The sequence below is a fragment of the Pseudomonas sp. Xaverov 83 genome, assembly GCF_019352905.1.
Lineage (GTDB): Bacteria > Pseudomonadota > Gammaproteobacteria > Pseudomonadales > Pseudomonadaceae > Aquipseudomonas > Aquipseudomonas yamanorum.
This window is the reverse complement of sequence record NZ_JAAAFU010000002.1, coordinates 288,968-313,323: the sequence shown is the minus strand read 5'-3', so window position 1 is coordinate 313,323 and position 24,356 is coordinate 288,968. Positions and strand designations below refer to the sequence as shown.

The window sequence follows — 24,356 nt, the reverse complement described above, 5'->3', positions numbered from 1 at the left end:
GTTATTGGCAATCGACTCGGTCGTCGCCTCTAACGCGCTGTAACCACCCGATGCGGTGGTGCAAACCATGGGGTTTGCAAGATTTTCTGGCTGCTCCCGTCGGGAGGGGCCAAACAAGCAGGTGACCAAGCTGGGGAACGCTGATGGCTTACTCATATACTGAGAAAAAACGTATCCGCAAGGACTTTAGCAAGTTGCCGGACGTCATGGATGTCCCGTACCTTCTGGCTATCCAGCTGGATTCGTATCGTGAATTCTTGCAGGCGGGAGCGACCAAAGATCAGTTCCGCGACGTGGGCCTGCATGCGGCCTTCAAATCCGTTTTCCCGATCATCAGCTACTCCGGCAATGCTGCGCTGGAGTACGTCGGTTATCGCCTGGGCGAACCGGCATTTGATGTCAAAGAATGCGTGTTGCGCGGTGTTACGTACGCCGTACCTTTGCGGGTAAAAGTCCGTCTGATCATCTTCGACAAAGAGTCGTCGAACAAAGCGATCAAGGACATCAAAGAGCAAGAAGTCTACATGGGTGAAATCCCCCTGATGACTGAGAACGGTACCTTCGTTATCAACGGTACCGAGCGCGTTATCGTTTCCCAGCTGCACCGTTCCCCGGGCGTGTTCTTCGACCACGACCGCGGCAAGACGCACAGCTCCGGCAAGCTCCTGTACTCCGCGCGGATCATTCCGTACCGTGGTTCGTGGTTGGACTTCGAGTTCGACCCGAAAGACTGCGTGTTCGTGCGTATCGACCGTCGTCGCAAGCTGCCGGCCTCGGTACTGCTGCGCGCGCTTGGCTATACCACTGAGCAAGTGCTGGATGCCTTCTATACCACTAACGTATTCCACCTGAGCGGCGAAACCCTCAGCCTGGAACTGGTGCCTCAGCGCCTGCGTGGTGAGATTGCCGTTCTGGACATCCAGGACGAAAAAGGCAAGGTCATCGTTGAAGCCGGCCGCCGTATTACCGCGCGCCACATCAACCAGATCGAAAAAGCCGGTATCAAGACGCTGGAAGTGCCTCTGGACTACGTCCTGGGTCGCACCACCGCCAAGGTCATCGTGCACCCGGCCACCGGCGAAATCCTGGCTGAATGCAACACCGAGCTGAACACCGAGATCCTGGCGAAAATCGCCAAGTCCCAGGTTGTTCGCATCGAGACCCTGTACACCAACGACATCGACTGCGGTCCGTTCGTCTCCGACACCCTGAAGATCGACTCCACCAGCAACCAATTGGAAGCGCTGGTCGAGATCTATCGCATGATGCGTCCTGGCGAGCCACCAACCAAAGACGCTGCCGAGACCCTGTTCAACAACCTGTTCTTCAGCCCTGAGCGCTATGACCTGTCTGCGGTCGGCCGGATGAAGTTCAACCGTCGTATCGGTCGTACCGAGATCGAAGGTTCGGGCGTGCTGTGCAAGGAAGACATCGTCGCGGTACTGAAGACCCTGGTCGACATCCGTAACGGTAAAGGCATCGTCGATGACATCGACCACCTGGGTAACCGTCGTGTTCGCTGCGTAGGCGAAATGGCCGAGAACCAGTTCCGCGTTGGCCTGGTACGTGTTGAGCGTGCGGTCAAAGAGCGTCTGTCGATGGCAGAAAGCGAAGGCCTGATGCCGCAGGACCTGATCAACGCCAAGCCAGTGGCTGCGGCGGTGAAAGAGTTCTTCGGTTCCAGCCAGCTCTCGCAGTTCATGGACCAGAACAACCCGCTCTCCGAGATCACCCACAAGCGCCGTGTTTCCGCACTGGGCCCGGGCGGTCTGACCCGCGAGCGTGCAGGCTTTGAAGTTCGTGACGTACACCCGACTCACTACGGTCGCGTATGCCCGATTGAAACGCCGGAAGGTCCGAACATCGGCCTGATCAACTCCCTGGCTGCTTATGCGCGCACCAACCAGTACGGCTTCCTCGAGAGCCCGTACCGTGTGGTGAAAGACGCACTGGTCACCGACGAGATCGTGTTCCTGTCCGCCATCGAAGAAGCTGATCACGTGATCGCTCAGGCTTCGGCCACGATGAACGACAAGAAAATGCTGATCGACGAGCTGGTAGCTGTTCGTCACTTGAACGAGTTCACCGTCAAGGCGCCGGAAGACGTCACCTTGATGGACGTATCGCCGAAGCAGGTAGTTTCGGTTGCAGCGTCGCTGATCCCGTTCCTGGAGCACGATGACGCCAACCGTGCGTTGATGGGTTCCAACATGCAGCGTCAAGCTGTACCGACCCTGCGCGCTGACAAGCCGCTGGTAGGTACCGGCATGGAGCGTAACGTAGCTCGTGACTCCGGCGTTTGCGTCGTGGCTCGTCGTGGTGGCGTGATCGACTCCGTTGATGCCAGCCGTATCGTGGTTCGTGTTGCCGATGACGAAGTTGAAACTGGCGAAGCCGGTGTCGACATCTACAACCTGACCAAGTACACCCGCTCCAACCAGAACACCTGCATCAACCAGCGTCCGCTGGTAAGCAAGGGTGATCGGGTTCAGCGCAGCGACATCATGGCAGACGGTCCGTCCACCGATATGGGTGAGCTGGCACTGGGTCAGAACATGCGCATCGCGTTCATGGCCTGGAACGGTTACAACTTCGAAGACTCCATCTGCCTGTCCGAGCGTGTGGTTCAGGAAGATCGTTTCACCACGATCCACATTCAGGAACTGACCTGTGTGGCTCGTGACACCAAGCTTGGGCCAGAGGAAATCACTGCAGACATCCCGAACGTGGGCGAAGCTGCACTGAACAAGCTGGACGAAGCCGGTATCGTTTACGTAGGTGCTGAAGTTGGCGCAGGCGACATCCTGGTGGGTAAGGTCACTCCGAAAGGCGAGACCCAACTGACTCCGGAAGAGAAGCTGTTGCGTGCCATCTTCGGTGAAAAAGCCAGCGACGTTAAAGACACTTCCCTGCGTGTACCTACCGGTACCAAGGGCACTGTCATCGACGTACAGGTCTTCACCCGTGACGGCGTTGAGCGTGATGCTCGTGCACTGTCCATCGAGAAGACTCAACTCGACGAGATCCGCAAGGACCTGAACGAAGAGTTCCGTATCGTTGAAGGCGCAACCTTCGAACGTCTGCGTTCCGCCCTGGTAGGCCACAAGGCTGAAGGCGGCGCAGGTCTGAAGAAAGGTCAGGACATCACCGACGAAGTACTCGACGGTCTTGAGCACGGCCAGTGGTTCAAACTGCGCATGGCTGAAGACGCTCTGAACGAGCAGCTCGAAAAGGCCCAGGCCTATATCGTTGATCGCCGCCGTCTGCTGGACGACAAGTTCGAAGACAAGAAGCGCAAACTGCAGCAGGGCGATGACCTGGCTCCAGGCGTGCTGAAAATCGTCAAGGTTTACCTGGCAATCCGTCGCCGCATCCAGCCGGGCGACAAGATGGCCGGTCGTCACGGTAACAAAGGTGTGGTCTCCGTGATCATGCCGGTTGAAGACATGCCGCACGATGCCAATGGCACCCCGGTCGACGTCGTCCTCAACCCGTTGGGCGTACCTTCGCGTATGAACGTTGGTCAGATCCTTGAAACCCACCTTGGCCTCGCGGCTAAAGGTCTGGGAGAGAAGATCAACCGTATGATCGAAGAGCAGCGCAAGGTTGCTGACCTGCGCAAGTTCCTGCACGAGATCTACAACGAGATCGGCGGTCGCAACGAAGAGCTGGATACCTTCTCCGACCAGGAAATCCTGGACCTGGCGAAGAACCTGCGCGGCGGCGTTCCAATGGCTACCCCGGTGTTCGACGGTGCCAAGGAAAGCGAAATCAAGGCCATGCTGAAACTGGCAGACCTGCCAGAAAGCGGCCAGATGCAGCTGTTCGACGGCCGTACCGGCAACAAGTTTGAGCGCCCGGTTACTGTTGGCTACATGTACATGCTGAAGCTGAACCACTTGGTAGACGACAAGATGCACGCTCGTTCTACCGGTTCGTACAGCCTGGTTACCCAGCAGCCGCTGGGTGGTAAGGCTCAGTTCGGTGGTCAGCGTTTCGGGGAGATGGAGGTCTGGGCACTGGAAGCATACGGTGCTGCTTACACTCTGCAAGAAATGCTCACAGTGAAGTCGGACGATGTGAACGGTCGGACCAAGATGTACAAAAACATCGTGGACGGCGATCACCGTATGGAGCCGGGCATGCCCGAGTCTTTCAACGTGTTGATCAAAGAAATTCGTTCCCTCGGCATCGATATCGATCTGGAAACCGAATAACACGTGACGCGAATCGAGAGCGGGGCTGTTTAGCCCGCTCTCTGCTCCGCCAGGAGGAAAGGCCTTGAAAGACCTACTGAATTTGCTGAAAAACCAGGGTCAAGTCGAAGAGTTCGACGCCATCCGTATTGGGTTGGCATCGCCTGAGATGATCCGTTCGTGGTCGTTCGGTGAAGTTAAAAAGCCGGAAACCATCAACTACCGTACGTTCAAACCAGAGCGTGACGGCCTGTTCTGCGCCAAGATCTTTGGCCCGGTAAAGGATTACGAGTGCCTGTGCGGTAAGTACAAGCGCTTGAAGCACCGTGGTGTGATCTGCGAGAAGTGCGGCGTTGAAGTTGCACTGGCCAAGGTTCGCCGTGAGCGCATGGCGCACATCGAGCTGGCTTCGCCGGTTGCCCACATCTGGTTCCTGAAATCACTGCCGTCCCGTATCGGCTTGCTGATGGACATGACCCTGCGTGATATCGAGCGCGTTCTCTACTTCGAGAGCTATGTCGTTATCGATCCAGGCATGACCACCCTTGAAAAAGGTCAGCTGCTGAACGACGAGCAGTATTTCGAAGCGCTGGAAGAGTTCGGCGACGATTTCGATGCCCGCATGGGTGCCGAAGCTGTCCGCGAACTGCTGCACGCTATCGACCTGGAACACGAGATTGGCCGTCTGCGTGAAGAAATTCCGCAAACCAACTCCGAAACCAAGATCAAGAAGCTGTCCAAGCGTCTGAAGTTGATGGAAGCCTTCCAGGGCTCCGGCAACTTGCCAGAGTGGATGGTGCTGACCGTTCTGCCGGTTCTGCCGCCAGACCTGCGTCCGCTGGTACCGTTGGATGGCGGTCGCTTCGCGACTTCCGACCTCAACGACCTGTACCGTCGCGTGATCAACCGTAACAACCGCTTGAAGCGTCTGCTCGACCTGTCCGCTCCGGACATCATCGTGCGCAACGAAAAGCGTATGTTGCAAGAAGCTGTCGATGCCCTGCTCGACAACGGTCGTCGTGGCCGCGCTATCACCGGTTCGAACAAGCGTCCTCTGAAATCCCTGGCTGACATGATCAAGGGTAAGCAGGGTCGTTTCCGTCAGAACTTGCTCGGTAAGCGTGTTGACTACTCCGGTCGTTCGGTAATTACCGTAGGCCCGACCCTGCGTCTGCACCAGTGCGGTCTGCCGAAGAAGATGGCTCTCGAGCTGTTCAAACCGTTCATTTTCGGCAAGCTGGAAATGCGTGGTCTCGCGACCACCATCAAGGCCGCCAAGAAAATGGTCGAGCGCGAACTGCCAGAGGTTTGGGACGTTCTCGCTGAAGTGATCCGTGAACACCCGGTTCTCCTCAACCGTGCACCGACCCTTCACCGTCTGGGTATCCAGGCGTTTGAACCGGTACTGATCGAAGGTAAGGCTATCCAGCTGCACCCTCTGGTCTGTGCTGCGTACAACGCCGACTTCGACGGCGACCAAATGGCCGTGCACGTACCGCTGACGCTGGAAGCCCAGCTGGAAGCGCGTGCGTTGATGATGTCGACCAACAACATTCTGTCGCCAGCCAACGGTGAGCCAATCATCGTTCCGTCGCAGGACGTTGTATTGGGTCTGTACTACATGACTCGTGAAGCGATCAACGCCAAGGGCGAAGGTCGTGTGTTCGCGGATCTGCAGGAAGTTGACCGTGTGTTCCGTGCCGGCGAAGCCGCACTGCACGCCAAGGTTAAAGTCCGCATCCACGAAACCATTAACGATCGTGACGGTGGCAGCGTCAAGAACACCCGTATCGTCGACACCACTGTCGGCCGTGCGCTGTTGTTCCAGGTTGTTCCACCAGGCCTGTCGTACGACGTGGTCAACCAGCCAATGAAGAAAAAGGCGATCTCCAAGCTGATCAACCAGTGCTACCGCGTGGTTGGTTTGAAAGAGACCGTTATCTTCGCTGACCAGTTGATGTACACCGGTTTTGCTTATTCGACCATTTCCGGCGTTTCCATCGGTGTTAACGACTTCGTTATCCCGGACGAGAAAGCCGCCATCATTGGTGCTGCTACCGATGAAGTGAAAGAGATCGAAAGCCAGTACGCCTCCGGCCTGGTAACCCAGGGCGAGAAGTACAACAAAGTGATCGACCTTTGGTCCAAGGCCAACGACGAAGTGTCGAAGGCGATGATGTCGAACCTCTCGAAAGAGCGCGTTATCGACCGTCATGGCGTAGAAGTCGATCAAGAGTCGTTCAACTCGATGTACATGATGGCCGACTCGGGCGCACGGGGTTCTGCTGCGCAGATCCGTCAGCTCGCCGGTATGCGTGGCCTGATGGCCAAGCCGGACGGTTCCATCATCGAAACGCCGATTACTGCGAACTTCCGTGAAGGTTTGAGCGTACTTCAGTACTTCATCTCGACTCACGGTGCTCGTAAAGGTCTGGCGGATACCGCGTTGAAAACCGCTAACTCCGGTTACCTGACTCGTCGTCTGGTAGACGTTGCACAAGACTTGGTTGTGACTGAAGTTGACTGCGGTACCGAGCACGGTTTGCTGATGACTCCGCACATCGAAGGCGGCGACGTTGTAGAGCCTTTGGGTGAGCGCGTACTGGGTCGAGTAATCGCCCGTGACGTATTCAAGCCGGGTACCGAGGAAATCATCGTTCCTGCCGGCACTCTGGTAGACGAGAAGTGGGTCGAGTTCATCGAACTCAACAGCATCGACGAAGTGATTGTTCGCTCGCCGATCAGCTGCGAAACCCGCTACGGCATTTGCGCCAAGTGCTACGGCCGTGACTTGGCTCGTGGTCACCAGGTGAACATCGGTGAAGCGGTCGGCGTTATCGCTGCCCAGTCCATCGGTGAGCCGGGTACCCAGCTGACCATGCGTACGTTCCACATCGGTGGTGCGGCAAGCCGGACCTCCGCAGCCGACAGCGTTCAGGTGAAGAATGGCGGTACCGTCCGTCTGCACAACCTGAAGCACGTTGAGCGAGTGGATGGTCACCTGGTAGCTGTGTCTCGTTCCGGTGAGCTGGCAATCGCTGATGACTACGGTCGTGAGCGTGAGCGTTACAAGCTGCCGTACGGTGCTGTGATTTCGGTTAAAGAAGGTGACAAGGTCGACGCTGGCGCAATCGTGGCCAAGTGGGATCCGCACACTCACCCAATCGTTACCGAAATGAAAGGTACCGTGACCTACGTGGGCATGGAAGAAGGCATCACGATCAAGCGTCAGACTGACGAATTGACCGGTATGACCAACATTGAAGTACTCGACGCCAAAGACCGTCCAGCTGCAGGCAAAGATATCCGTCCTGCTGTGAAGATGGTTGATGACAACGGCAAGGATCTGTTGCTGCCAGGCACTGACGTTATCGCTCAGTACTTCCTGCCAGCCAACGCCCTGGTCGGTGTTGCGGATGGTGCGAAGATCGCGATCGGTGATGTTATCGCTCGTATCCCGCAAGAAACTTCGAAGACCCGTGACATCACCGGTGGTCTGCCGCGTGTTGCCGACTTGTTCGAAGCTCGTCGTCCGAAAGAAGCGTCGATTCTGGCTGAAGTCAGCGGCACCATCGCGTTCGGTAAAGAGACCAAAGGCAAGCGCCGTCTGGTCATTACCCCGAACGACGGTAGCGATCCGTACGAAGAGCTGATTCCGAAGTGGCGTCACCTGAACGTTTTCGAAGGCGAACAGGTAAACCGCGGCGAAGTTATCTCCGACGGCCCGAGCGATCCACACGACATCCTGCGTCTGCTGGGTGTGAGTGCGCTGGCCAAGTACATCGTTAACGAGATCCAGGACGTTTACCGTCTGCAAGGCGTGAAGATCAACGATAAGCACATCGAGACCATCCTGCGTCAGATGCTGCGTAAAGTTGAAATCGCTGAATCCGGCGATTCGAGTTTCATCAAGGGCGACCAGATGGAACTGACTCACGTACTGGTAGAGAACGAGCGCCTGGCGAACGACGAGAAATTCGTTTCCAAGTTCACTCGTGTGTTGCTGGGTATCACCAAGGCGTCGTTGTCCACTGAGTCGTTCATCTCGGCGGCCTCCTTCCAGGAGACCACTCGCGTACTGACCGAAGCAGCGGTAACCGGCAAGCGCGACTACTTGCGCGGCCTGAAAGAAAACGTGGTTGTGGGTCGACTGATCCCAGCCGGTACCGGCTTGGCCTACCACAGCGAGCGTAAGCGCCGCCGTGAACTCGACAAGCCGCTGCGCGTGAGCGCCAGTGAAGTGGAAGCTGCACTGACCGAAGCACTGAACTCAAGCGGTAACTGAGTTCTGCGGTAAATAAGACCGGGCCCTGGCAGCCCCGTTCGTCGGATCGAGACAGATTTGTCCCGGTTCGATGGAGGGGGAGGTCGGGGCCTTGCCTTGACTGGGGACAAGATCCTCTTTAGACTCTTGTACCCCTAAATTTGGCGGGAATTCGTTCCTGCCATTTTGCTTTTCTTGCAAGACAATAGCGTCGCAAGACAACAGTGGAGCTAGTAGATGGCAACTATCAACCAGCTGGTACGTCAGCCGCGTAAGCGTATCGTCGAGAAATCCGACGTGCCTGCGCTGCAGAACTGCCCGCAACGTCGTGGCGTATGCACTCGCGTGTATACCACTACGCCGAAAAAACCTAACTCGGCACTGCGTAAAGTATGCCGTGTGCGCCTGACCAACGGTTTCGAGGTTTCCTCGTACATCGGCGGTGAAGGCCACAACCTGCAAGAGCACAGCGTGGTACTGATCCGCGGCGGTCGTGTAAAAGACTTGCCAGGTGTTCGTTACCACACCGTACGCGGCTCCTTGGATACTTCCGGCGTTAAAGGTCGTAACCAGGGTCGTTCGAAGTACGGTACCAAGAAGCCTAAGTAGTAGCGGCTTTTTGTAAAACTGAATCATCTTATTTTCTGAGTCGATAAGAGTAAGGTCGGAGGCGTCCCGAAAGGGCACCGATTCCGAGCGAACCTGAAGACCGTTTGAGGGCTTATCCATGCCAAGAAGACGCGTAGCAGCCAAGCGCGAAGTGCTTGACGATCCAAAATACGGAAGCCAAATTCTGGCCAAGTTCATGAACCACGTGATGGAAAGCGGCAAGAAAGCCGTTGCCGAGCGTATCGTTTATGGCGCGCTGGAAAAGGTTAAAGAACGCAAGAACAGCGACCCCCTGGAAATCTTCGAGAAAGCTCTCGACGCCATCGCTCCGCTGGTCGAAGTGAAGTCGCGCCGTGTAGGCGGTGCTACTTACCAGGTTCCGGTTGAAGTTCGCCCGTCCCGTCGTAACGCTTTGGCAATGCGCTGGTTGGTAGACTTCGCCCGTAAGCGCGGCGAGAAGTCTATGGCCCTGCGTTTGGCTGGCGAACTGTTGGACGCTGCTGAAGGTAAAGGTGCTGCTGTTAAGAAGCGTGAAGACGTGCACCGTATGGCTGAAGCCAACAAAGCTTTCTCGCACTACCGCTTCTAATTCTAGCTTCACTAATTTTGCGAGGGCTTTATGGCTCGTACTACTCCGATTAGTCGCTACCGTAACATCGGTATCGTCGCTCACGTGGATGCTGGTAAAACCACCACCACCGAGCGCGTCCTTTTTTACACCGGCAAAAGTCACAAGATGGGCGAGGTGCATGATGGCGCCGCGACCACAGACTGGATGGTTCAGGAGCAGGAGCGTGGTATTACCATTACTTCTGCTGCTATTACCGCCTTCTGGAAAGGTTCCGAGAAGCAGTACAAAGACGAACACCGCTTCAACGTAATCGATACCCCGGGCCACGTAGACTTCACCATTGAAGTTGAACGTTCCCTGCGCGTACTCGACGGCGCTGTCGTTGTGTTCTGCGGTACCTCGGGTGTTGAGCCTCAGTCGGAAACCGTATGGCGTCAGGCCAACAAGTACGGCGTTCCACGTCTTGTTTACGTAAACAAGATGGACCGTGCTGGTGCAAACTTCCTGCGCGTGATCGGTCAGATCAAGCAGCGTCTGGGTCACACCCCGGTGCCAATCCAATTGGCTATCGGTTCCGAAGACAACTTCCAGGGGCAGATCGATCTGCTGACTATGGAAGCTGTTTATTGGAACGATGCTGACAAGGGTATGGTTCCTCGTCGCGAAGCTATCCCTGCTGAACTGCAGGAATTGGCTGACGAGTGGCGCAACAACATGGTTGAGGCTGCGGCCGAAGCCAGCGAAGAGCTGATGAACAAGTACCTCGAAGGTGAAGAACTCACCAACGCGGAAATCAAGGCCGCTCTGCGTCAGCGTACTATCGCTGGTGAGATCGTCTTGGCTGTTTGCGGTTCCTCGTTCAAGAATAAGGGCGTTCCCCTGGTTCTCGATGCTGTGATCGACTACCTGCCGGCACCAGTGGATATTCCTGCCATCAAGGGTACTGACCCTGATGACGAGACTATCGAGCTGGAGCGTCATGCAGACGACGCAGAACCGTTCTCCGCTCTGGCATTTAAAATTGCCACTGACCCATTCGTGGGTACCTTGACCTTCGTCCGTGTTTACTCGGGCGTGTTGAACTCCGGCGACGGCGTGATCAACTCGGTTAAAGGCAAGAAAGAGCGCGTGGGTCGTATGGTGCAAATGCACGCAAACGCCCGTGAAGAGATCAAGGAAGTACGCGCTGGTGACATCGCGGCCTTGATCGGCATGAAGGACGTCACCACTGGTGAGACCTTGTGCAACGCTGACAAGCCAATCATCCTGGTTCGCATGGACTTCCCGGAGCCGGTTATTTCGGTTGCCGTTGAGCCTAAGACCAAGGATGACCAGGAAAAAATGGGTATCGCTCTGGGCAAACTTGCTCAGGAAGATCCATCTTTCCGCGTCAAGACTGATGAAGAGACTGGTCAAACGATCATCTCCGGCATGGGCGAGCTTCACCTGGACATCCTGGTTGACCGGATGCGCCGTGAGTTCAACGTCGAAGCCAACATCGGTAAGCCTCAGGTTTCCTATCGTGAGCGCATCACGAAGAACTGCGAAATCGAAGGCAAATTCGTTCGTCAATCCGGCGGTCGTGGCCAGTTCGGCCATTGCTGGATCCGTTTTGCTCCTGCTGATGAAGGTCAGGAAGGTCTGCAATTCGTGAACGAAGTAGTGGGCGGTGTTGTTCCTAAGGAATACATCCCGGCTATCCAGAAGGGTATCGAAGAGCAGATGAAGAACGGTGTTGTTGCCGGCTATCCGCTCATCGGCCTGAAGGCGACCGTTTTTGACGGTTCTTACCACGACGTCGACTCCAACGAGATGGCGTTTAAGGTGGCTGCTTCCATGGCTACCAAGCAACTGGCCCAGAAGGGCGGTGGTGAGTTGCTTGAGCCAATCATGGCAGTAGAAGTCGTTACGCCTGAAGACTACATGGGTGACGTGATGGGCGACCTTAACCGTCGTCGCGGCATGATCTTGGGTATGGAAGATACGGTTTCCGGCAAAGTGATTCGTGCCGAGGTTCCGTTGGGCGAGATGTTCGGTTATGCGACCGACGTTCGTTCCATGTCTCAGGGTCGCGCAAGCTACTCTATGGAATTCAAAAAATACAACACAGCTCCGGCGCACATCGCTGAAACTGTATCCAAAAAACAAGGCTGATTCAGTCCTTTAGGCAAGGAGTTAATTGTCGTGGCTAAAGAAAAATTTGATCGTTCCCTACCGCACGTAAACGTTGGCACTATCGGCCACGTTGACCACGGTAAAACCACTCTGACCGCTGCTCTGACTCGCGTCTGCTCCGAAGTTTTCGGTTCGGCTCGTGTTGACTTCGACAAGATCGACAGCGCACCAGAAGAAAAAGCTCGTGGTATCACCATCAACACCGCGCACGTTGAATACAACTCGCTGATCCGTCACTACGCTCACGTTGACTGCCCAGGTCACGCTGACTATGTGAAGAACATGATCACCGGTGCTGCCCAGATGGACGGCGCGATCCTGGTTTGCTCGGCCGCTGATGGTCCGATGCCACAAACCCGTGAACACATCCTGCTGTCCCGTCAGGTAGGCGTTCCGTACATCGTGGTCTTCCTGAACAAGGCTGACCTGGTAGACGACGCTGAGCTGCTGGAACTGGTTGAGATGGAAGTGCGCGATCTGCTGAGCACTTACGACTTCCCGGGCGACGACACTCCGATCATCATCGGTTCTGCTCGTATGGCTCTGGACGGTCTTGACGACAACGAAATGGGCACCACTGCCGTTCGTAAACTGGTTGAGACTCTGGACAGCTACATCCCAGATCCAGTTCGTGTTATCGACAAGCCGTTCCTGATGCCAATCGAAGACGTATTCTCGATCTCCGGTCGTGGTACTGTTGTAACTGGCCGTATCGAGCGCGGTATCGTTAAGGTTCAAGATCCACTGGAAATCGTTGGTCTGCGTGACACTACCGTCACCACCTGCACCGGTGTTGAAATGTTCCGTAAACTGCTCGACGAAGGTCGTGCAGGCGAGAACTGCGGCGTTCTGCTGCGTGGTACCAAGCGTGACGACGTTGAGCGTGGCCAGGTTCTGGTCAAGCCAGGTTCGGTTAAGCCGCACACTACCTTCGAAGCTGAAGTGTACGTGTTGAGCAAAGAAGAAGGCGGCCGTCACACTCCGTTCTTCAAAGGCTACCGTCCACAGTTCTACTTCCGGACCACTGACGTGACCGGTAACTGCGAACTGCCGGAAGGCGTTGAAATGGTAATGCCAGGCGACAACATCAAAATGGTTGTCACCCTGATCAAAACCATCGCAATGGAAGATGGTCTGCGTTTCGCTATTCGTGAAGGCGGTCGTACCGTCGGCGCTGGCGTCGTAGCCAAAATCATCGCTTAATAAGTGATGACTTGAAAAAGCCCCCGCTCAGCGGGGGCTTTTTTATTGAGTTGACACCCATATGGGGCGTCTATAGAATTGCGCCTCCTTTTAACGGGCGTGTTGCGCTCGCTGGGAATAGCAGCCGGAGTCTGAAATCCAATGGCAAATCAGCAAATTCGTATCAGGTTGAAGGCTTTTGACCACAAACTGATCGACCAATCCACCCAGGAAATCGTGGAAACCGCGAAACGTACTGGTGCTCAAGTGCGTGGTCCAATTCCACTGCCTACCCGTAAAGAGCGGTTCACCGTTCTGGTCTCCCCGCACGTCAACAAAGACGCGCGTGACCAGTACGAGATCCGTACTCATAAGCGCGTGCTGGACATCGTCCTGCCAACGGATAAAACCGTTGATGCACTTATGAAGCTTGATCTGGCGGCCGGTGTGGAAGTACAGATCAGCCTCGGCTAAGACTTGGGTCTTAGTCGTGTAACGCTCTGAAATGGGCGGCCATAGCGGGTGAAAGCCCCGTACACTCATGAGGTTTACAACATGACTATTGGTGTAGTCGGTCGTAAATGCGGTATGACCCGTATTTTCACCGAAGAAGGTGTCTCCATTCCGGTCACGGTCATTGAGATCGAACCGAATCGCGTCACCCAGTTTAAAACTGAAGAAACCGATGGCTATCGTGCAGTGCAAGTCACTGTCGGCGAGCGTCGTGCTTCGCGTGTGACTGCTGCTCAAGCAGGTCACTTCGCTAAAGCAAACGTTGCAGCTGGTCGTACTGTCATGGAGTTCCGTCTTGAAGACGGCGACTACCAGGCTGGCGATCTGATCAACGCTGAAATCTTCGCCGCTGGTCAACTGGTTGATGTAACCGGTCAGTCCAAAGGTAAAGGCTTCCAGGGTACGATCAAGCGTTGGAATTTCCGTGGCCAAGACAACACTCACGGTAACTCCGTTTCCCACCGCGTCCCGGGCTCTATTGGCCAGTGCCAGACTCCTGGTCGTGTATTCAAGGGCAAAAAAATGTCCGGTCATATGGGCGCTGAGCGCGTGACCGTGCAGTCCCTCGAAGTAGTGCGCGTCGACGCTGAACGCAATCTGTTGTTGGTCAAGGGTGCTGTTCCTGGCGCTACTGGCGGCAACCTGGTTGTACGTCCAGCGGCCAAGGCTCGCGGTTAAGGGGAAGCTGACATGCAATTAAATGTAAATGACGCTCAAGCGATCGAAGTTTCCGAACTGACATTTGGCGGCGAATTCAACGAGACGCTGGTTCACCAAGCAGTCGTGGCCTACATGGCCGGCGGCCGTCAAGGTAGCAAGCAGCAAAAGACCCGTTCCGACGTTCGTGGTGGCGGTAAGCGCCCTTGGCGTCAGAAAGGTACTGGCCGTGCTCGTGCCGGTACTATCCGTAGCCCAATCTGGCGTGGCGGCGGTACCACTTTCGCAGCACGTCCACAGGATCACACCCAGAAGCTCAACAAGAAGATGTACCGCGCAGCACTGCGCTCCATCCTTGCTGAACTCGTGCGTACTGATCGTCTGGTCGTGGTTCAGGACTTCGCTGTTGAAGCGCCGAAAACCAAAGATCTGCTGAACAAGCTGAACGGCATGGGCCTGACTGACGTCCTGATCGTGTCTGAAGCTGTTGATCAGAACCTGTACCTGGCTGCTCGCAACCTGCCACACGTTGATGTACGTGACGTGCAAGGTTCCGATCCAGTTAGTCTGATCGCATACGACAAGGTGTTGATCACCGTGTCGGCCGTGAAGAAATTCGAGGAGCTGCTGGGATGAACCAGGAACGCGTATTTAAAGTTCTGCTTGGCCCGCACGTTTCCGAAAAGGCTACGGTTCTGGCTGACAAGAAAGGCCAGTTCGTTTTCAAGGTTGCAACTGACGCAACCAAGCTGGAAATCAAGAAGGCCGTCGAAAGCCTGTTCAGCGTGAAAGTAGAGCGTGTTACTACCCTGAATGTTCTGGGTAAGAGCAAGCGCACTGCTCGCGGTCTGGGCAAGCGTAATGACTGGAAGAAGGCAGTTATCTCCCTTCAGCCAGGCCAAGATCTCGATTTCAGCAGCAGTGCTGAGTAAGGAAGGGGTGCATCATGGCAATCGTTAAATGCAAACCGACTTCCCCTGGCCGCCGTTTTGTGGTCAAGGTGGTCAACCAGGAGCTGCATAAAGGCGCTCCTCACGCACCGCTGCTCGAGAAGAAATCGAAGACTGGTGGTCGTAACAACAATGGTCGTATTACCACTCGTCACATCGGTGGTGGCCATAAGCAGCATTATCGTCTGGTCGACTTCCGTCGCAACGACAAAGATGGCATCGCTGCCACTGTCGAGCGTATCGAATACGATCCAAACCGTACTGCTCACATCGCTCTGCTGCTGTACGCAGATGGCGAGCGTCGCTACATCATCGCCCCTAAAGGCGTGAGTGCTGGTGACCAGCTGATCGCAGGTGCTTTGGCACCGATCAAGCCGGGCAACGCTCTGCAACTGCGCAACATTCCAGTTGGTAGCACCGTACACGGCATCGAATTGAAGCCGGGTAAAGGCGCGCAAATCGCTCGTTCCGCTGGTGCTTCGGCTCAGCTGATCGCTCGTGAAGGTGTCTACGTGACCCTGCGTCTGCGCTCTGGTGAAATGCGTAAAGTACTGGCTGAATGCCGTGCGACCCTGGGCGAAGTCTCGAACTCCGAGCACAGCCTGCGTTCGCTGGGTAAAGCTGGTGCCAAACGCTGGCGTGGCGTTCGCCCAACCGTTCGTGGTGTTGCCATGAACCCGGTTGACCACCCACACGGTGGTGGTGAAGGTCGTACCTCTGGTGGTCGTCATCCGGTATCGCCATGGGGCTTCCCGACTAAGGGCGCGAAGACTCGTGGTAATAAGCGTACCGACAAAATGATCGTCCGTCGTCGCAAGTAAATAGAGGGATACGACAGTGCCACGTTCTCTGAAAAAAGGTCCTTTTATTGATCTTCACCTACTGAAGAAGATCGAAGTGGCGGCGGAAAAGAACGATCGCAAACCGGTGAAAACCTGGTCGCGTCGTTCGATGATCCTGCCACAAATGGTCGGTCTGACCATTGCAGTGCATAACGGTCGTCAACATGTTCCAGTTCTCGTGAACGAAGACATGGTCGGCCACAAACTAGGCGAGTTTGCCGGTACCCGCACATATCGTGGGCACGTGGCAGACAAGAAAGCCAAGCGTTAAGGGGTAAGGAACGATGGAAGTAGCCGCTAAGTTGTCGGGCGCTCGAATCTCCGCCCAGAAAGCCCGCTTGGTCGCCGACCAGATCCGCGGGAAGAAGGTGGGCGAAGCGCTCAACCTGTTGGCTTTCAGCAGTAAGAAAGCCGCCGAGATCATCAAGAAAGTGCTGGAGTCGGCCGTAGCCAACGCCGAGCACAACGAAGGCGCAGACGTTGATGACCTTAAGGTCAGCACCGTTTTCGTCAACGAAGGGCGTTCGCTGAAGCGCATCATGCCTCGTGCCAAAGGCCGAGCTGATCGCATCGTCAAGCGGTCTTGCCATATCACTGTCAAGGTTGCTGACAAGTAACGGAGTCGAAGAGATGGGTCAGAAAGTACATCCCATTGGCATTCGCCTGGGAATCGTCAAGGAGCACACCTCCGTCTGGTACGCAGACGGTCGGACTTATGCGGACTACTTGTTCGCTGATCTGAAGGTGCGTGAGTATCTCCAAGACAAACTAAAAAGCGCGTCCGTGAGCCGTATCGATATCCATCGTCCTGCTCAAACTGCACGTATCACCATCCACACCGCTCGTCCAGGTATCGTTATCGGGAAGAAAGGTGAAGATGTTGAGAAGCTGCGTCAGGACCTGACCAAGCAAATGGGTGTGCCTGTGCACATCAATATCGAAGAGATCCGTAAGCCGGAGCTCGACGGTATGCTGGTTGCGCAGAGCGTAGCTCAGCAGCTGGAGCGTCGCGTAATGTTCCGTCGCGCTATGAAGCGCGCAGTACAGAACGCCATGCGCATTGGTGCCAAGGGCATCAAAATCCAAGTGAGCGGTCGTCTCGGCGGTGCTGAAATCGCACGTACTGAATGGTATCGCGAAGGTCGTGTGCCATTGCACACCCTGCGTGCCGACATCGACTATGCCAACTACGAAGCTCACACCACTTACGGTGTGATCGGTGTAAAGGTTTGGATCTTCAAGGGCGAAGTAATTGGTGGTCGCCAAGAAGAACTGAAACCACAAGCACCAGCGCCTCGTAAAAAAGCTGCTAAGTAAGGGGTACGCCAAATGTTGCAACCTAAGCGTACGAAGTTCCGCAAGCAGATGACAGGCCACAACCGTGGTCTGGCTCAGCGCGGTAGCAAAGTCAGCTTCGGCGAGTTCGCGCTGAAGTCTGTAGCTCGTGGTCGTCTCACCGCTCGTCAGATCGAGTCAGCGCGTCGTGCACTGACCCGTCACGTAAAACGTGGCGGCAAGATCTGGATCCGTGTATTCCCGGACAAGCCGATCTCCAAAAAACCTCTCGAGGTTCGGATGGGTAAAGGTAAGGGTAACGTGGAATACTGGGTAGCCCAGATTCAGCCAGGTAAAGTCCTGTATGAAATCGAGGGTGTAACTGAAGAGCTGGCGCGTGAGGCTTTTGCCCTGGCTGCTGCAAAGCTGCCGCTCGCCACCGCCTTTGTTAAACGGACGGTGATGTGATGAAAGCGAATGAACTTCGTGAAAAATCCGCACAGCAGCTGAACGAGCAACTGCTCGGCCTGCTGCGCGACCAGTTCAATCTGCGTATGCAGAAAGCAACTGGCCAGTTGGGGCAGTCTCATCTGCTCTCGCAAGTTAAGCGTGACATTGCTCGCGTGAAAACTGTGCTCAACCAGCAGGCAGGTAAGTGATCATGGCTGAAGCCGAAAAGACTGTCCGTACGCTGACTGGCCGTGTTGTCAGCGACAAGATGGACAAAACCATCACCGTTTTGATCGAGCGTCGCGTTAAGCACCCGATCTACGGTAAATACGTTAAGCGTTCGACTAAGCTGCACGCGCACGACGAAACCAATCAGTGCCACATCGGCGACAAAGTCACTATTCGTGAAACTCGTCCGCTGGCCAAGACCAAGTCTTGGGCACTGGTTGATGTTCTCGAACGCGCTGTGGAAGTCTAAGGACTAGGGGTCGGAGAAATTATATGATTCAGACTCAATCCATGCTCGATGTGGCCGATAACAGCGGCGCACGCCGCGTTATGTGCATCAAGGTGCTGGGTGGCTCCCATCGTCGTTACGCTGGTATCGGTGACATCATCAAAGTTACCGTGAAGGAAGCAATTCCTCGCGGTAAAGTGAAAAAAGGCCAAGTGATGACTGCTGTTGTAGTCCGCACTCGTCACGGCGTACGCCGTGCAGATGGCTCCATTATCCGCTTTGATGGCAACGCTGCTGTTCTTCTGAACAACAAGCAAGAGCCGATCGGCACCCGTATCTTTGGGCCAGTGACCCGTGAACTTCGTACTGAGAAGTTCATGAAGATCGTCTCGCTCGCCCCAGAAGTGCTGTAAGGAGATCCGACATGCAAAAGATTCGTCGTGACGACGAGATCATCGTGATCGCCGGCAAAGACAAAGGTAAGCGCGGTAAGGTGCTGAAGGTTCTTGCTGATGACCGTCTGGTCGTTAGTGGTCTGAACCTGGTCAAGCGTCATACCAAGCCTAACCCGATGTCGGGCGTACAAGGCGGTATCGTCGAGAAAGAAGCGCCACTGCACGCTTCTAACGTCGCCATCTTCAACGGCGAAACCAACAAGGCTGACCGCGTTGGTTTCAAAGTAGAAGAAGGTAAGAAAATTCGTGTCTTCAAGTCGACCCAAAAAGCGGTTGATGCTTGAACACTGCTAGGTAGAAGACCATGGCACGACTAAAAGAGATTTACCGGAAGGAAATCGCACCGAAACTTAAGGAAGAACTTAAGCTTTCGAACGTGATGGAAGTTCCGCGCGTTACCAAAATCACCCTGAACATGGGTCTGGGCGAAGCGATCGGCGACAAAAAAGTCATCGAGCACGCTGTTGCTGACCTGGAAAAGATCACCGGCCAAAAAGTCGTTGTGACCTACGCTCGGAAATCCATCGCTGGCTTTAAAGTCCGTGAAGGTTGGCCGATCGGCGTCAAAGTGACTCTGCGCCGTGAGCGTATGTACGAATTCCTGGATCGTCTGCTGTCGATCTCCCTGCCTCGGGTCCGCGACTTCCGCGGCCTGAATGCCAAGTCCTTCGATGGTCGTGGTAACTACAGCATGGGCGTTAAAGAGCAGATCATCTTCCCGGAAATCGACTACGACAAGATCGATGCTCTCCGCGGTCTGGACATCACCCTGACCACCACTGCCAAGAACGATGATGAAGGCCGCGCTCTGCTGCGTGCGTTCAAATTCCCGTTCCGCAACTGATTGGAGTAGGACCATGGCCAAGATGAGCATGAAAAACCGCGAGCTGAAACGTCAGCTCACGGTTGCCAAGTACGCCAAGAAGCGTGCAGCACTGAAAGCAATCATCGTTGATCTGAACGCAAGTCCAGAAGCGCGTTGGGAAGCTACAGTTGCTCTGCAGAAGCAGCCACGTGACGCAAGCGCTTCGCGCATGCGTAACCGCTGCCGCCTGACCGGTCGTCCACACGGCGTTTACCGCAAGTTCGGCCTCGGCCGTAACAAACTGCGTGAAGCGGCAATGCGTGGTGACGTACCAGGTCTGGTTAAAGCCAGCTGGTAAGTACTTTCGAAGTCCAGGTGGTCAGGATCGCAAGATACTGACCGCCGGTGACCTAGAATCTGGAACAAGCCCCTTTTGGGGCTTGTTTCATTTCCGGAGTGTGTCTAAAATACGCGGCTCGCCTGAGCCCGTGTGTTTTGTGCTCGGAGATTCTCGGCGACACGTAATGGCCGCAAGGCTAATTTTTTTGTATTAGGAGCGTCTAGCCATGAGTATGCAGGACCCGTTAGCGGACATGCTAACTCGTATCCGTAATGCCCAGATGGCTGAAAAGTCCGTCGTAAGCATGCCATCTTCCACGTTGAAGGTTGCTGTTGCCAAAGTCCTGAAAGACGAAGGCTACATTGCGGGTTATCAGATCAGCAGCGAAATCAAACCACTGCTGTCCATCGAGCTGAAGTACTTCGAAGGCCGTCCGGTCATCGAAGAAGTGAAGCGCGTTAGCCGTCCAGGCCTGCGTCAGTACAAGTCCGTTGATGATCTGCCAAAAGTTCGTGGCGGTCTCGGTGTGTCTATCGTCTCCACCAACAAAGGTGTGATGACGGATCGTGCTGCGCGCGCTGCCGGTGTCGGCGGCGAAGTTCTTTGCACTGTGTTCTAAGGGGGGATAAGCATGTCACGCGTCGCTAAGAACCCCGTTAAGCTGCCAGCCGGTGTCGAAGTAAAATTCGCAGGCCAACAGCTTTCGGTGAAGGGTGCCAAGGGCACTCTGGAACTGAACATCCATTCGTCCGTTGAGATCGTTGAAGAAGCTGGTGAGCTGCGTTTCGCTGCTCGCAATGGCGATCAACAAACTCGCGCAATGGCCGGTACCACTCGTGCGTTGGTAAACAACATGGTCCAAGGCGTAAGCCAAGGCTTCGAGCGTAAGCTCCAGCTGGTCGGTGTTGGTTACAAAGCGCAAGCAAAAGGCACGGTTCTGAACCTGGCCCTTGGCTTCTCGCACCCAGTGGATTACGAACTGCCGGAAGGCATCACCGCTGAGACCCCAAGCCAAACCGATATCCTGATCAAGGGTATTGATAAGCAGCTGGTAGGTCAGGTGGCCGCTGAGATCCGCGACTTCCGTCCACCAGAGCCGTACAAAGGCAAAGGTGTGCGCTACGCGGACGAAGTCGTCCGTCGTAAAGAAGCCAAGAAGAAGTAGGGCATAGCAAATGACCGACAAAAAAGTTACTCGACTGCGTCGCGCTCGCAAAGCACGCCTGAAAATGCACGAACTCGAAGTCGTGCGTCTCTGCGTGTTCCGCTCGTCGCAGCACATCTACGCCCAGGTCATCTCGGCCGACGGCAACAAAGTCCTGGCAAGCGCCTCGACTTTGGATAAAGAACTGCGTGATGGTGCCACTGGCAACATCGACGCGGCCACTAAGGTTGGCCAGCTGGTCGCTACGCGTGCTAAGGCCGCTGGCGTCTCGCAAGTGGCTTTCGACCGCTCTGGCTTCAAGTACCACGGCCGCGTGAAAGCGCTGGCTGATGCTGCTCGTGAAGCTGGGCTGGAGTTCTAAGTTATGTCAAATAACGACCAAAAGCGCGACGAAGGCTACATTGAGAAGCTGGTTCAAGTTAACCGCGTAGCCAAAACCGTTAAAGGCGGCCGTATCTTCACTTTCACCGCGTTGACCGTGGTTGGTGATGGTAAAGGGCGTGTTGGCTTCGGCCGTGGCAAGTCACGTGAAGTGCCTGCTGCGATCCAGAAGGCAATGGAAGCTGCTCGTCGCAACATGATCCAAGTTGATCTGAACGGCACCACTCTGCAGTACGCAATGAAGTCCGCTCACGGCGCTTCGAAGGTGTACATGCAGCCTGCTTCTGAAGGTACCGGTATCATCGCTGGCGGCGCTATGCGTGCTGTCCTCGAAGTTGCTGGCGTTCAGAACGTTCTGGCCAAGTGCTACGGCTCGACTAACCCGGTAAACGTGGTTCACGCCACTTTTAAAGGTTTGAAGGCTATGCAGTCTCCTGAATCCATTGCCGCCAAGCGTGGCAAAAGCGTTAAGGAGATCTTCTGATCATGGCTACCGTTAAAGTAACGCTGATCAAAAGCATGACCGGCCGCATCCCTAACCACAAATTGTGCGTTAAGGGTTTGGGTCTGCGTCGCATCGGTCACACTGTAGAAGTGCTTGATACTCCCGAGAATCGCGGGATGATCAACAAGGCTTACTACATGCTGCGTGTCGAGGGTTAATTCGATGAAACTCAATGATCTGAGTCCAGCGCCGGGTTCCCGTCGCGAAAAGCATCGTCCGGGCCGTGGTATCGGTAGTGGTTTGGGTAAGACCGGTGGCCGTGGCCACAAAGGTCAGTCCTCCCGCTCCGGTGGCACCATCGCTCCAGGCTTTGAAGGCGGTCAACAGCCGCTGCATCGTCGCCTGCCGAAGTTCGGTTTCGTTTCCCTGAAAGCCATGGACCGCGCAGAAGTGCGTCTGTCCGAGCTGGCCAAAGTGGAAGGCGACATCGTTACCGTGCAGACCCTGAAAGATGCCAACGTGATCAACGTCAACGTACAGCGTGTGAAAATCATGCTGTCCGGTGAAGTGACTCGCGCTGTCACTATCGGCAAGGGAATCGGCGCCACCAAAGGTGCGCGTTCGGCTATCGAAGCAGCTGGCGGCAAGTTCGAGGAATAAATGGCTAAGCAAGGTGCTCTCTCAGCGCTCGGCAAAGGCGGTATGTCTGAACTTTGGGCTCGTCTGCGTTTTCTGTTCCTGGCGATTATCGTCTACCGAATAGGCGCACACATCCCGGTTCCAGGTATCAACCCGGACCGACTCGCAGACCTGTTTCGACAGAATGAGGGGACCATTCTTAGCTTGTTCAACATGTTTTCCGGCGGTGCGCTGGAACGGATGAGCATCTTTGCACTGGGGATCATGCCGTACATCTCGGCATCGATCATCATGCAGCTGATGACCGCCGTTAGCCCGCAGCTGGAGCAGTTGAAGAAGGAAGGTGAAGCTGGCCGTCGCAAGATAAGCCAGTACACCCGCTACGGCACTGTCATCCTCGCCCTGGTTCAGGCTATCGGCATGTCCGTTGGTCTGGCCGGGCAGGGTGTTGCGTTCACTGGTGACTTTGGCTTCCATTTCGTCGCGGTATCCACTTTTGTGGCTGGTGCGATGTTCATGATGTGGCTGGGTGAGCAGATTACTGAGCGTGGTGTTGGTAACGGTATCTCGATGTTGATTTTCGCAGGTATCGTTGCCGGTCTTCCGAGAGCGATTGGGCAGTCTTTCGAGTCTGCACGTCAGGGTGATATCAATATCTTCGCCTTGGTTGCCATCGGTTTGTTGGCAGTAGCGATTATCGGTTTTGTGGTGTTCATTGAGCGTGGCCAGCGTCGTATTGCTGTTCACTACGCCAAGCGTCAGCAGGGCCGTAAGGTCTTTGCCGCGCAGACCAGCCACTTGCCGCTGAAAGTGAACATGGCCGGGGTTATTCCTGCCATTTTCGCGAGCAGCATTTTGCTGTTTCCGGCTTCGTTGGGTGCCTGGTTCGGTCAGTCTGAAGGTATGGGCTGGTTGCAGGACATCTCGCAGTCGATCGCTCCTGGTCAGCCGTTGAATATTCTGCTGTTTAGTGCAGGGATTATTTTCTTCTGCTTCTTCTATACGGCGTTGATGTTCAATCCGAAAGACGTAGCGGAAAACCTGAAGAAGTCCGGTGCCTTTATTCCGGGTATTCGTCCAGGTGAGCAGTCTGCGCGCTACATTGATGGCGTTCTGACTCGCTTGACCATGTTCGGTGCTCTATATATGACGGCCGTGTGCTTGTTGCCCCAGTTCCTGGTGGTTGCAGCAAACGTTCCGTTCTACCTTGGCGGGACCTCGTTGCTGATCGTCGTCGTGGTTGTGATGGACTTCATGTCCCAAGTACAATCGCACCTCGTTTCGCACCAGTACGAATCCCTGATGAAGAAAGCCAACCTGAAGGGTTACGGCAGCGGCATGTTGCGCTGAGTACCCATAAGGTTCGAGGAGTTGGTGATGAAAGTTCGTGCATCGGTGAAAAAGCTGTGCCGTAACTGCAAGATTATTCGCCGCGAAGGTGTTGTTCGAGTAATTTGCAGCGCGGAACCGCGTCACAAACAGCGCCAAGGCTGAGTGTGATCCGCTTGAAGCCCGGCAGCTAGTGCGCTGCCGGGTTGATTATTTGTTATTACAGCGATATTATCTCGCGCCCTATTTCTTGGCTTCCGGGGCGTAGGTAGCTGTCAATTGGAGTCCCACTGAATGGCCCGTATTGCAGGCGTTAACATTCCAGATAACAAGCACACTGTTATCTCGCTGACCTACATCTATGGTGTTGGTCGCACTACTGCGCAGAAAATTTGCGCAGACACTGGGGTAAACCCAGCCGCAAAGATCAAAGATCTGAGCGACGAGCAGATTGAGCTGTTGCGTGGCGAAGTGGCGAAGTTCACCACTGAAGGTGACCTGCGTCGCGAAATCAACATGAAAATCAAGCGTTTGATGGACCTCGGTTGCTACCGTGGTCTGCGTCATCGTCGTGGTCTTCCAGTACGCGGTCAGCGTACCAAGACTAACGCGCGTACCCGTAAAGGTCCGCGTAAGCCGATCCGCAAGTAATCGCC

General features: G+C 55.2%; 30 protein-coding genes. All 30 read left to right on the top strand.

Translation table 11 applies throughout. The features are described from left to right. Positions 1–143: 143 nt before the first annotated feature. The 30 genes from rpoB to rpsM all read left to right on the top strand — a co-directional run bounded on the left by rpoB (position 144) and on the right by rpsM (position 24,351). A complete protein-coding gene (rpoB, locus tag K0H47_RS01650) occupies positions 144–4,217 on the top strand; it encodes a DNA-directed RNA polymerase subunit beta (protein ID WP_017476319.1) in 4,074 nt (1,357 codons plus the stop codon). Between the two features lie 64 nt (positions 4,218–4,281). Then, complete coding sequence (gene rpoC, locus K0H47_RS01645) at positions 4,282–8,481, top strand: DNA-directed RNA polymerase subunit beta' (protein WP_017476318.1); 4,200 nt, start codon at positions 4,282–4,284, stop codon at positions 8,479–8,481. Positions 8,482–8,697: 216 nt separating this feature from the next. Further along, positions 8,698–9,069: a 30S ribosomal protein S12 gene (gene rpsL, locus K0H47_RS01640; protein ID WP_002555494.1), complete on the top strand. Its 372-nt coding sequence runs from the start codon at positions 8,698–8,700 to the stop codon at positions 9,067–9,069. A gap of 118 nt (positions 9,070–9,187) precedes the next feature. Continuing rightward, positions 9,188–9,658: a 30S ribosomal protein S7 gene (gene rpsG, locus K0H47_RS01635; RefSeq protein ID WP_002555493.1), complete on the top strand. Its 471-nt coding sequence runs from the start codon at positions 9,188–9,190 to the stop codon at positions 9,656–9,658. 30 nt (positions 9,659–9,688) lie between these two features. Next, positions 9,689–11,794 carry an elongation factor G gene (gene fusA, locus K0H47_RS01630; protein WP_010174505.1) on the top strand — a complete coding sequence of 702 codons (2,106 nt, stop codon included), beginning with the start codon at positions 9,689–9,691 and terminating at the stop codon, positions 11,792–11,794. Between the two features lie 30 nt (positions 11,795–11,824). Then, positions 11,825–13,018, top strand: coding sequence for an elongation factor Tu (tuf, locus tag K0H47_RS01625; protein WP_003210085.1), 1,194 nt, complete (start codon positions 11,825–11,827; stop codon positions 13,016–13,018). Positions 13,019–13,159: 141 nt separating this feature from the next. Beyond that, positions 13,160–13,471 (top strand): 30S ribosomal protein S10, encoded by a 312-nt coding sequence (gene rpsJ, locus K0H47_RS01620; RefSeq protein WP_003210084.1) that lies wholly within the window; start codon positions 13,160–13,162, stop codon positions 13,469–13,471. An 81-nt stretch (positions 13,472–13,552) separates the two neighbouring features. Beyond that, the gene (rplC, locus tag K0H47_RS01615) at positions 13,553–14,188 is read left to right on the top strand and encodes a 50S ribosomal protein L3 (RefSeq protein ID WP_003194649.1); all 636 of its coding nucleotides are present in this window, start codon (positions 13,553–13,555) and stop codon (positions 14,186–14,188) included. A 12-nt stretch (positions 14,189–14,200) separates the two neighbouring features. Further along, positions 14,201–14,803, top strand: coding sequence for a 50S ribosomal protein L4 (rplD, locus tag K0H47_RS01610; protein WP_003210082.1), 603 nt, complete (start codon positions 14,201–14,203; stop codon positions 14,801–14,803). Then, positions 14,800–15,099 (top strand): 50S ribosomal protein L23, encoded by a 300-nt coding sequence (gene rplW, locus K0H47_RS01605; protein WP_002555488.1) that lies wholly within the window; start codon positions 14,800–14,802, stop codon positions 15,097–15,099. The genes rplD and rplW overlap by 4 nt, the downstream gene beginning before the upstream one ends. 14 nt (positions 15,100–15,113) lie before the next feature. Next, entirely contained in the window at positions 15,114–15,938 is an 825-nt protein-coding gene (gene rplB / locus K0H47_RS01600; protein WP_003210080.1) for a 50S ribosomal protein L2, read from the top strand. Between the two features lie 16 nt (positions 15,939–15,954). After that, positions 15,955–16,230 carry a 30S ribosomal protein S19 gene (gene rpsS, locus K0H47_RS01595; RefSeq protein ID WP_002555486.1) on the top strand — a complete coding sequence of 92 codons (276 nt, stop codon included), beginning with the start codon at positions 15,955–15,957 and terminating at the stop codon, positions 16,228–16,230. 13 nt (positions 16,231–16,243) lie between these two features. After that, positions 16,244–16,576: a 50S ribosomal protein L22 gene (gene rplV / locus K0H47_RS01590; RefSeq protein ID WP_003210077.1), complete on the top strand. Its 333-nt coding sequence runs from the start codon at positions 16,244–16,246 to the stop codon at positions 16,574–16,576. A gap of 13 nt (positions 16,577–16,589) precedes the next feature. Then, entirely contained in the window at positions 16,590–17,276 is a 687-nt protein-coding gene (gene rpsC, locus K0H47_RS01585) for a 30S ribosomal protein S3 (protein WP_003176422.1), read from the top strand. Between the two features lie 12 nt (positions 17,277–17,288). Next, positions 17,289–17,702 carry a 50S ribosomal protein L16 gene (rplP, locus tag K0H47_RS01580; protein WP_003232424.1) on the top strand — a complete coding sequence of 138 codons (414 nt, stop codon included), beginning with the start codon at positions 17,289–17,291 and terminating at the stop codon, positions 17,700–17,702. Then, entirely contained in the window at positions 17,702–17,893 is a 192-nt protein-coding gene (gene rpmC / locus K0H47_RS01575) for a 50S ribosomal protein L29 (RefSeq protein WP_002555481.1), read from the top strand. The genes rplP and rpmC overlap by 1 nt, the downstream gene beginning before the upstream one ends. 2 nt (positions 17,894–17,895) lie before the next feature. Continuing rightward, entirely contained in the window at positions 17,896–18,162 is a 267-nt protein-coding gene (gene rpsQ / locus K0H47_RS01570; protein ID WP_003176419.1) for a 30S ribosomal protein S17, read from the top strand. Between the two features lie 23 nt (positions 18,163–18,185). Continuing rightward, complete coding sequence (gene rplN / locus K0H47_RS01565; RefSeq protein WP_002555479.1) at positions 18,186–18,554, top strand: 50S ribosomal protein L14; 369 nt, start codon at positions 18,186–18,188, stop codon at positions 18,552–18,554. 11 nt (positions 18,555–18,565) lie between these two features. Beyond that, positions 18,566–18,880: a 50S ribosomal protein L24 gene (rplX, locus tag K0H47_RS01560; protein WP_003210072.1), complete on the top strand. Its 315-nt coding sequence runs from the start codon at positions 18,566–18,568 to the stop codon at positions 18,878–18,880. A 20-nt stretch (positions 18,881–18,900) separates the two neighbouring features. Then, entirely contained in the window at positions 18,901–19,440 is a 540-nt protein-coding gene (gene rplE / locus K0H47_RS01555; protein WP_003210069.1) for a 50S ribosomal protein L5, read from the top strand. A gap of 13 nt (positions 19,441–19,453) precedes the next feature. Further along, on the top strand, positions 19,454–19,759 hold the full coding sequence (rpsN, locus tag K0H47_RS01550) for a 30S ribosomal protein S14 (protein WP_003176414.1): 306 nt from the start codon (positions 19,454–19,456) through the stop codon (positions 19,757–19,759). A 208-nt stretch (positions 19,760–19,967) separates the two neighbouring features. Further along, on the top strand, positions 19,968–20,360 hold the full coding sequence (rpsH, locus tag K0H47_RS01545) for a 30S ribosomal protein S8 (protein ID WP_003186040.1): 393 nt from the start codon (positions 19,968–19,970) through the stop codon (positions 20,358–20,360). Between the two features lie 12 nt (positions 20,361–20,372). Continuing rightward, positions 20,373–20,906 carry a 50S ribosomal protein L6 gene (gene rplF, locus K0H47_RS01540; RefSeq protein WP_003176412.1) on the top strand — a complete coding sequence of 178 codons (534 nt, stop codon included), beginning with the start codon at positions 20,373–20,375 and terminating at the stop codon, positions 20,904–20,906. A 10-nt stretch (positions 20,907–20,916) separates the two neighbouring features. Next, positions 20,917–21,267 (top strand): 50S ribosomal protein L18, encoded by a 351-nt coding sequence (gene rplR, locus K0H47_RS01535; protein WP_003186037.1) that lies wholly within the window; start codon positions 20,917–20,919, stop codon positions 21,265–21,267. A 3-nt stretch (positions 21,268–21,270) separates the two neighbouring features. Then, positions 21,271–21,771 carry a 30S ribosomal protein S5 gene (gene rpsE / locus K0H47_RS01530; protein ID WP_003186035.1) on the top strand — a complete coding sequence of 167 codons (501 nt, stop codon included), beginning with the start codon at positions 21,271–21,273 and terminating at the stop codon, positions 21,769–21,771. Between the two features lie 2 nt (positions 21,772–21,773). After that, a complete protein-coding gene (rpmD, locus tag K0H47_RS01525; protein WP_003186033.1) occupies positions 21,774–21,950 on the top strand; it encodes a 50S ribosomal protein L30 in 177 nt (58 codons plus the stop codon). A 4-nt stretch (positions 21,951–21,954) separates the two neighbouring features. Beyond that, positions 21,955–22,392 carry a 50S ribosomal protein L15 gene (gene rplO, locus K0H47_RS01520; RefSeq protein ID WP_003210066.1) on the top strand — a complete coding sequence of 146 codons (438 nt, stop codon included), beginning with the start codon at positions 21,955–21,957 and terminating at the stop codon, positions 22,390–22,392. Then, positions 22,393–23,721 carry a preprotein translocase subunit SecY gene (gene secY, locus K0H47_RS01515; RefSeq protein WP_003210064.1) on the top strand — a complete coding sequence of 443 codons (1,329 nt, stop codon included), beginning with the start codon at positions 22,393–22,395 and terminating at the stop codon, positions 23,719–23,721. It begins immediately after the preceding gene. Positions 23,722–23,748: 27 nt separating this feature from the next. Further along, positions 23,749–23,865: a 50S ribosomal protein L36 gene (gene rpmJ, locus K0H47_RS01510; protein ID WP_002555468.1), complete on the top strand. Its 117-nt coding sequence runs from the start codon at positions 23,749–23,751 to the stop codon at positions 23,863–23,865. Positions 23,866–23,994: 129 nt separating this feature from the next. Next, positions 23,995–24,351: a 30S ribosomal protein S13 gene (rpsM, locus tag K0H47_RS01505; RefSeq protein WP_003210063.1), complete on the top strand. Its 357-nt coding sequence runs from the start codon at positions 23,995–23,997 to the stop codon at positions 24,349–24,351. Positions 24,352–24,356: the final 5 nt, after the last annotated feature.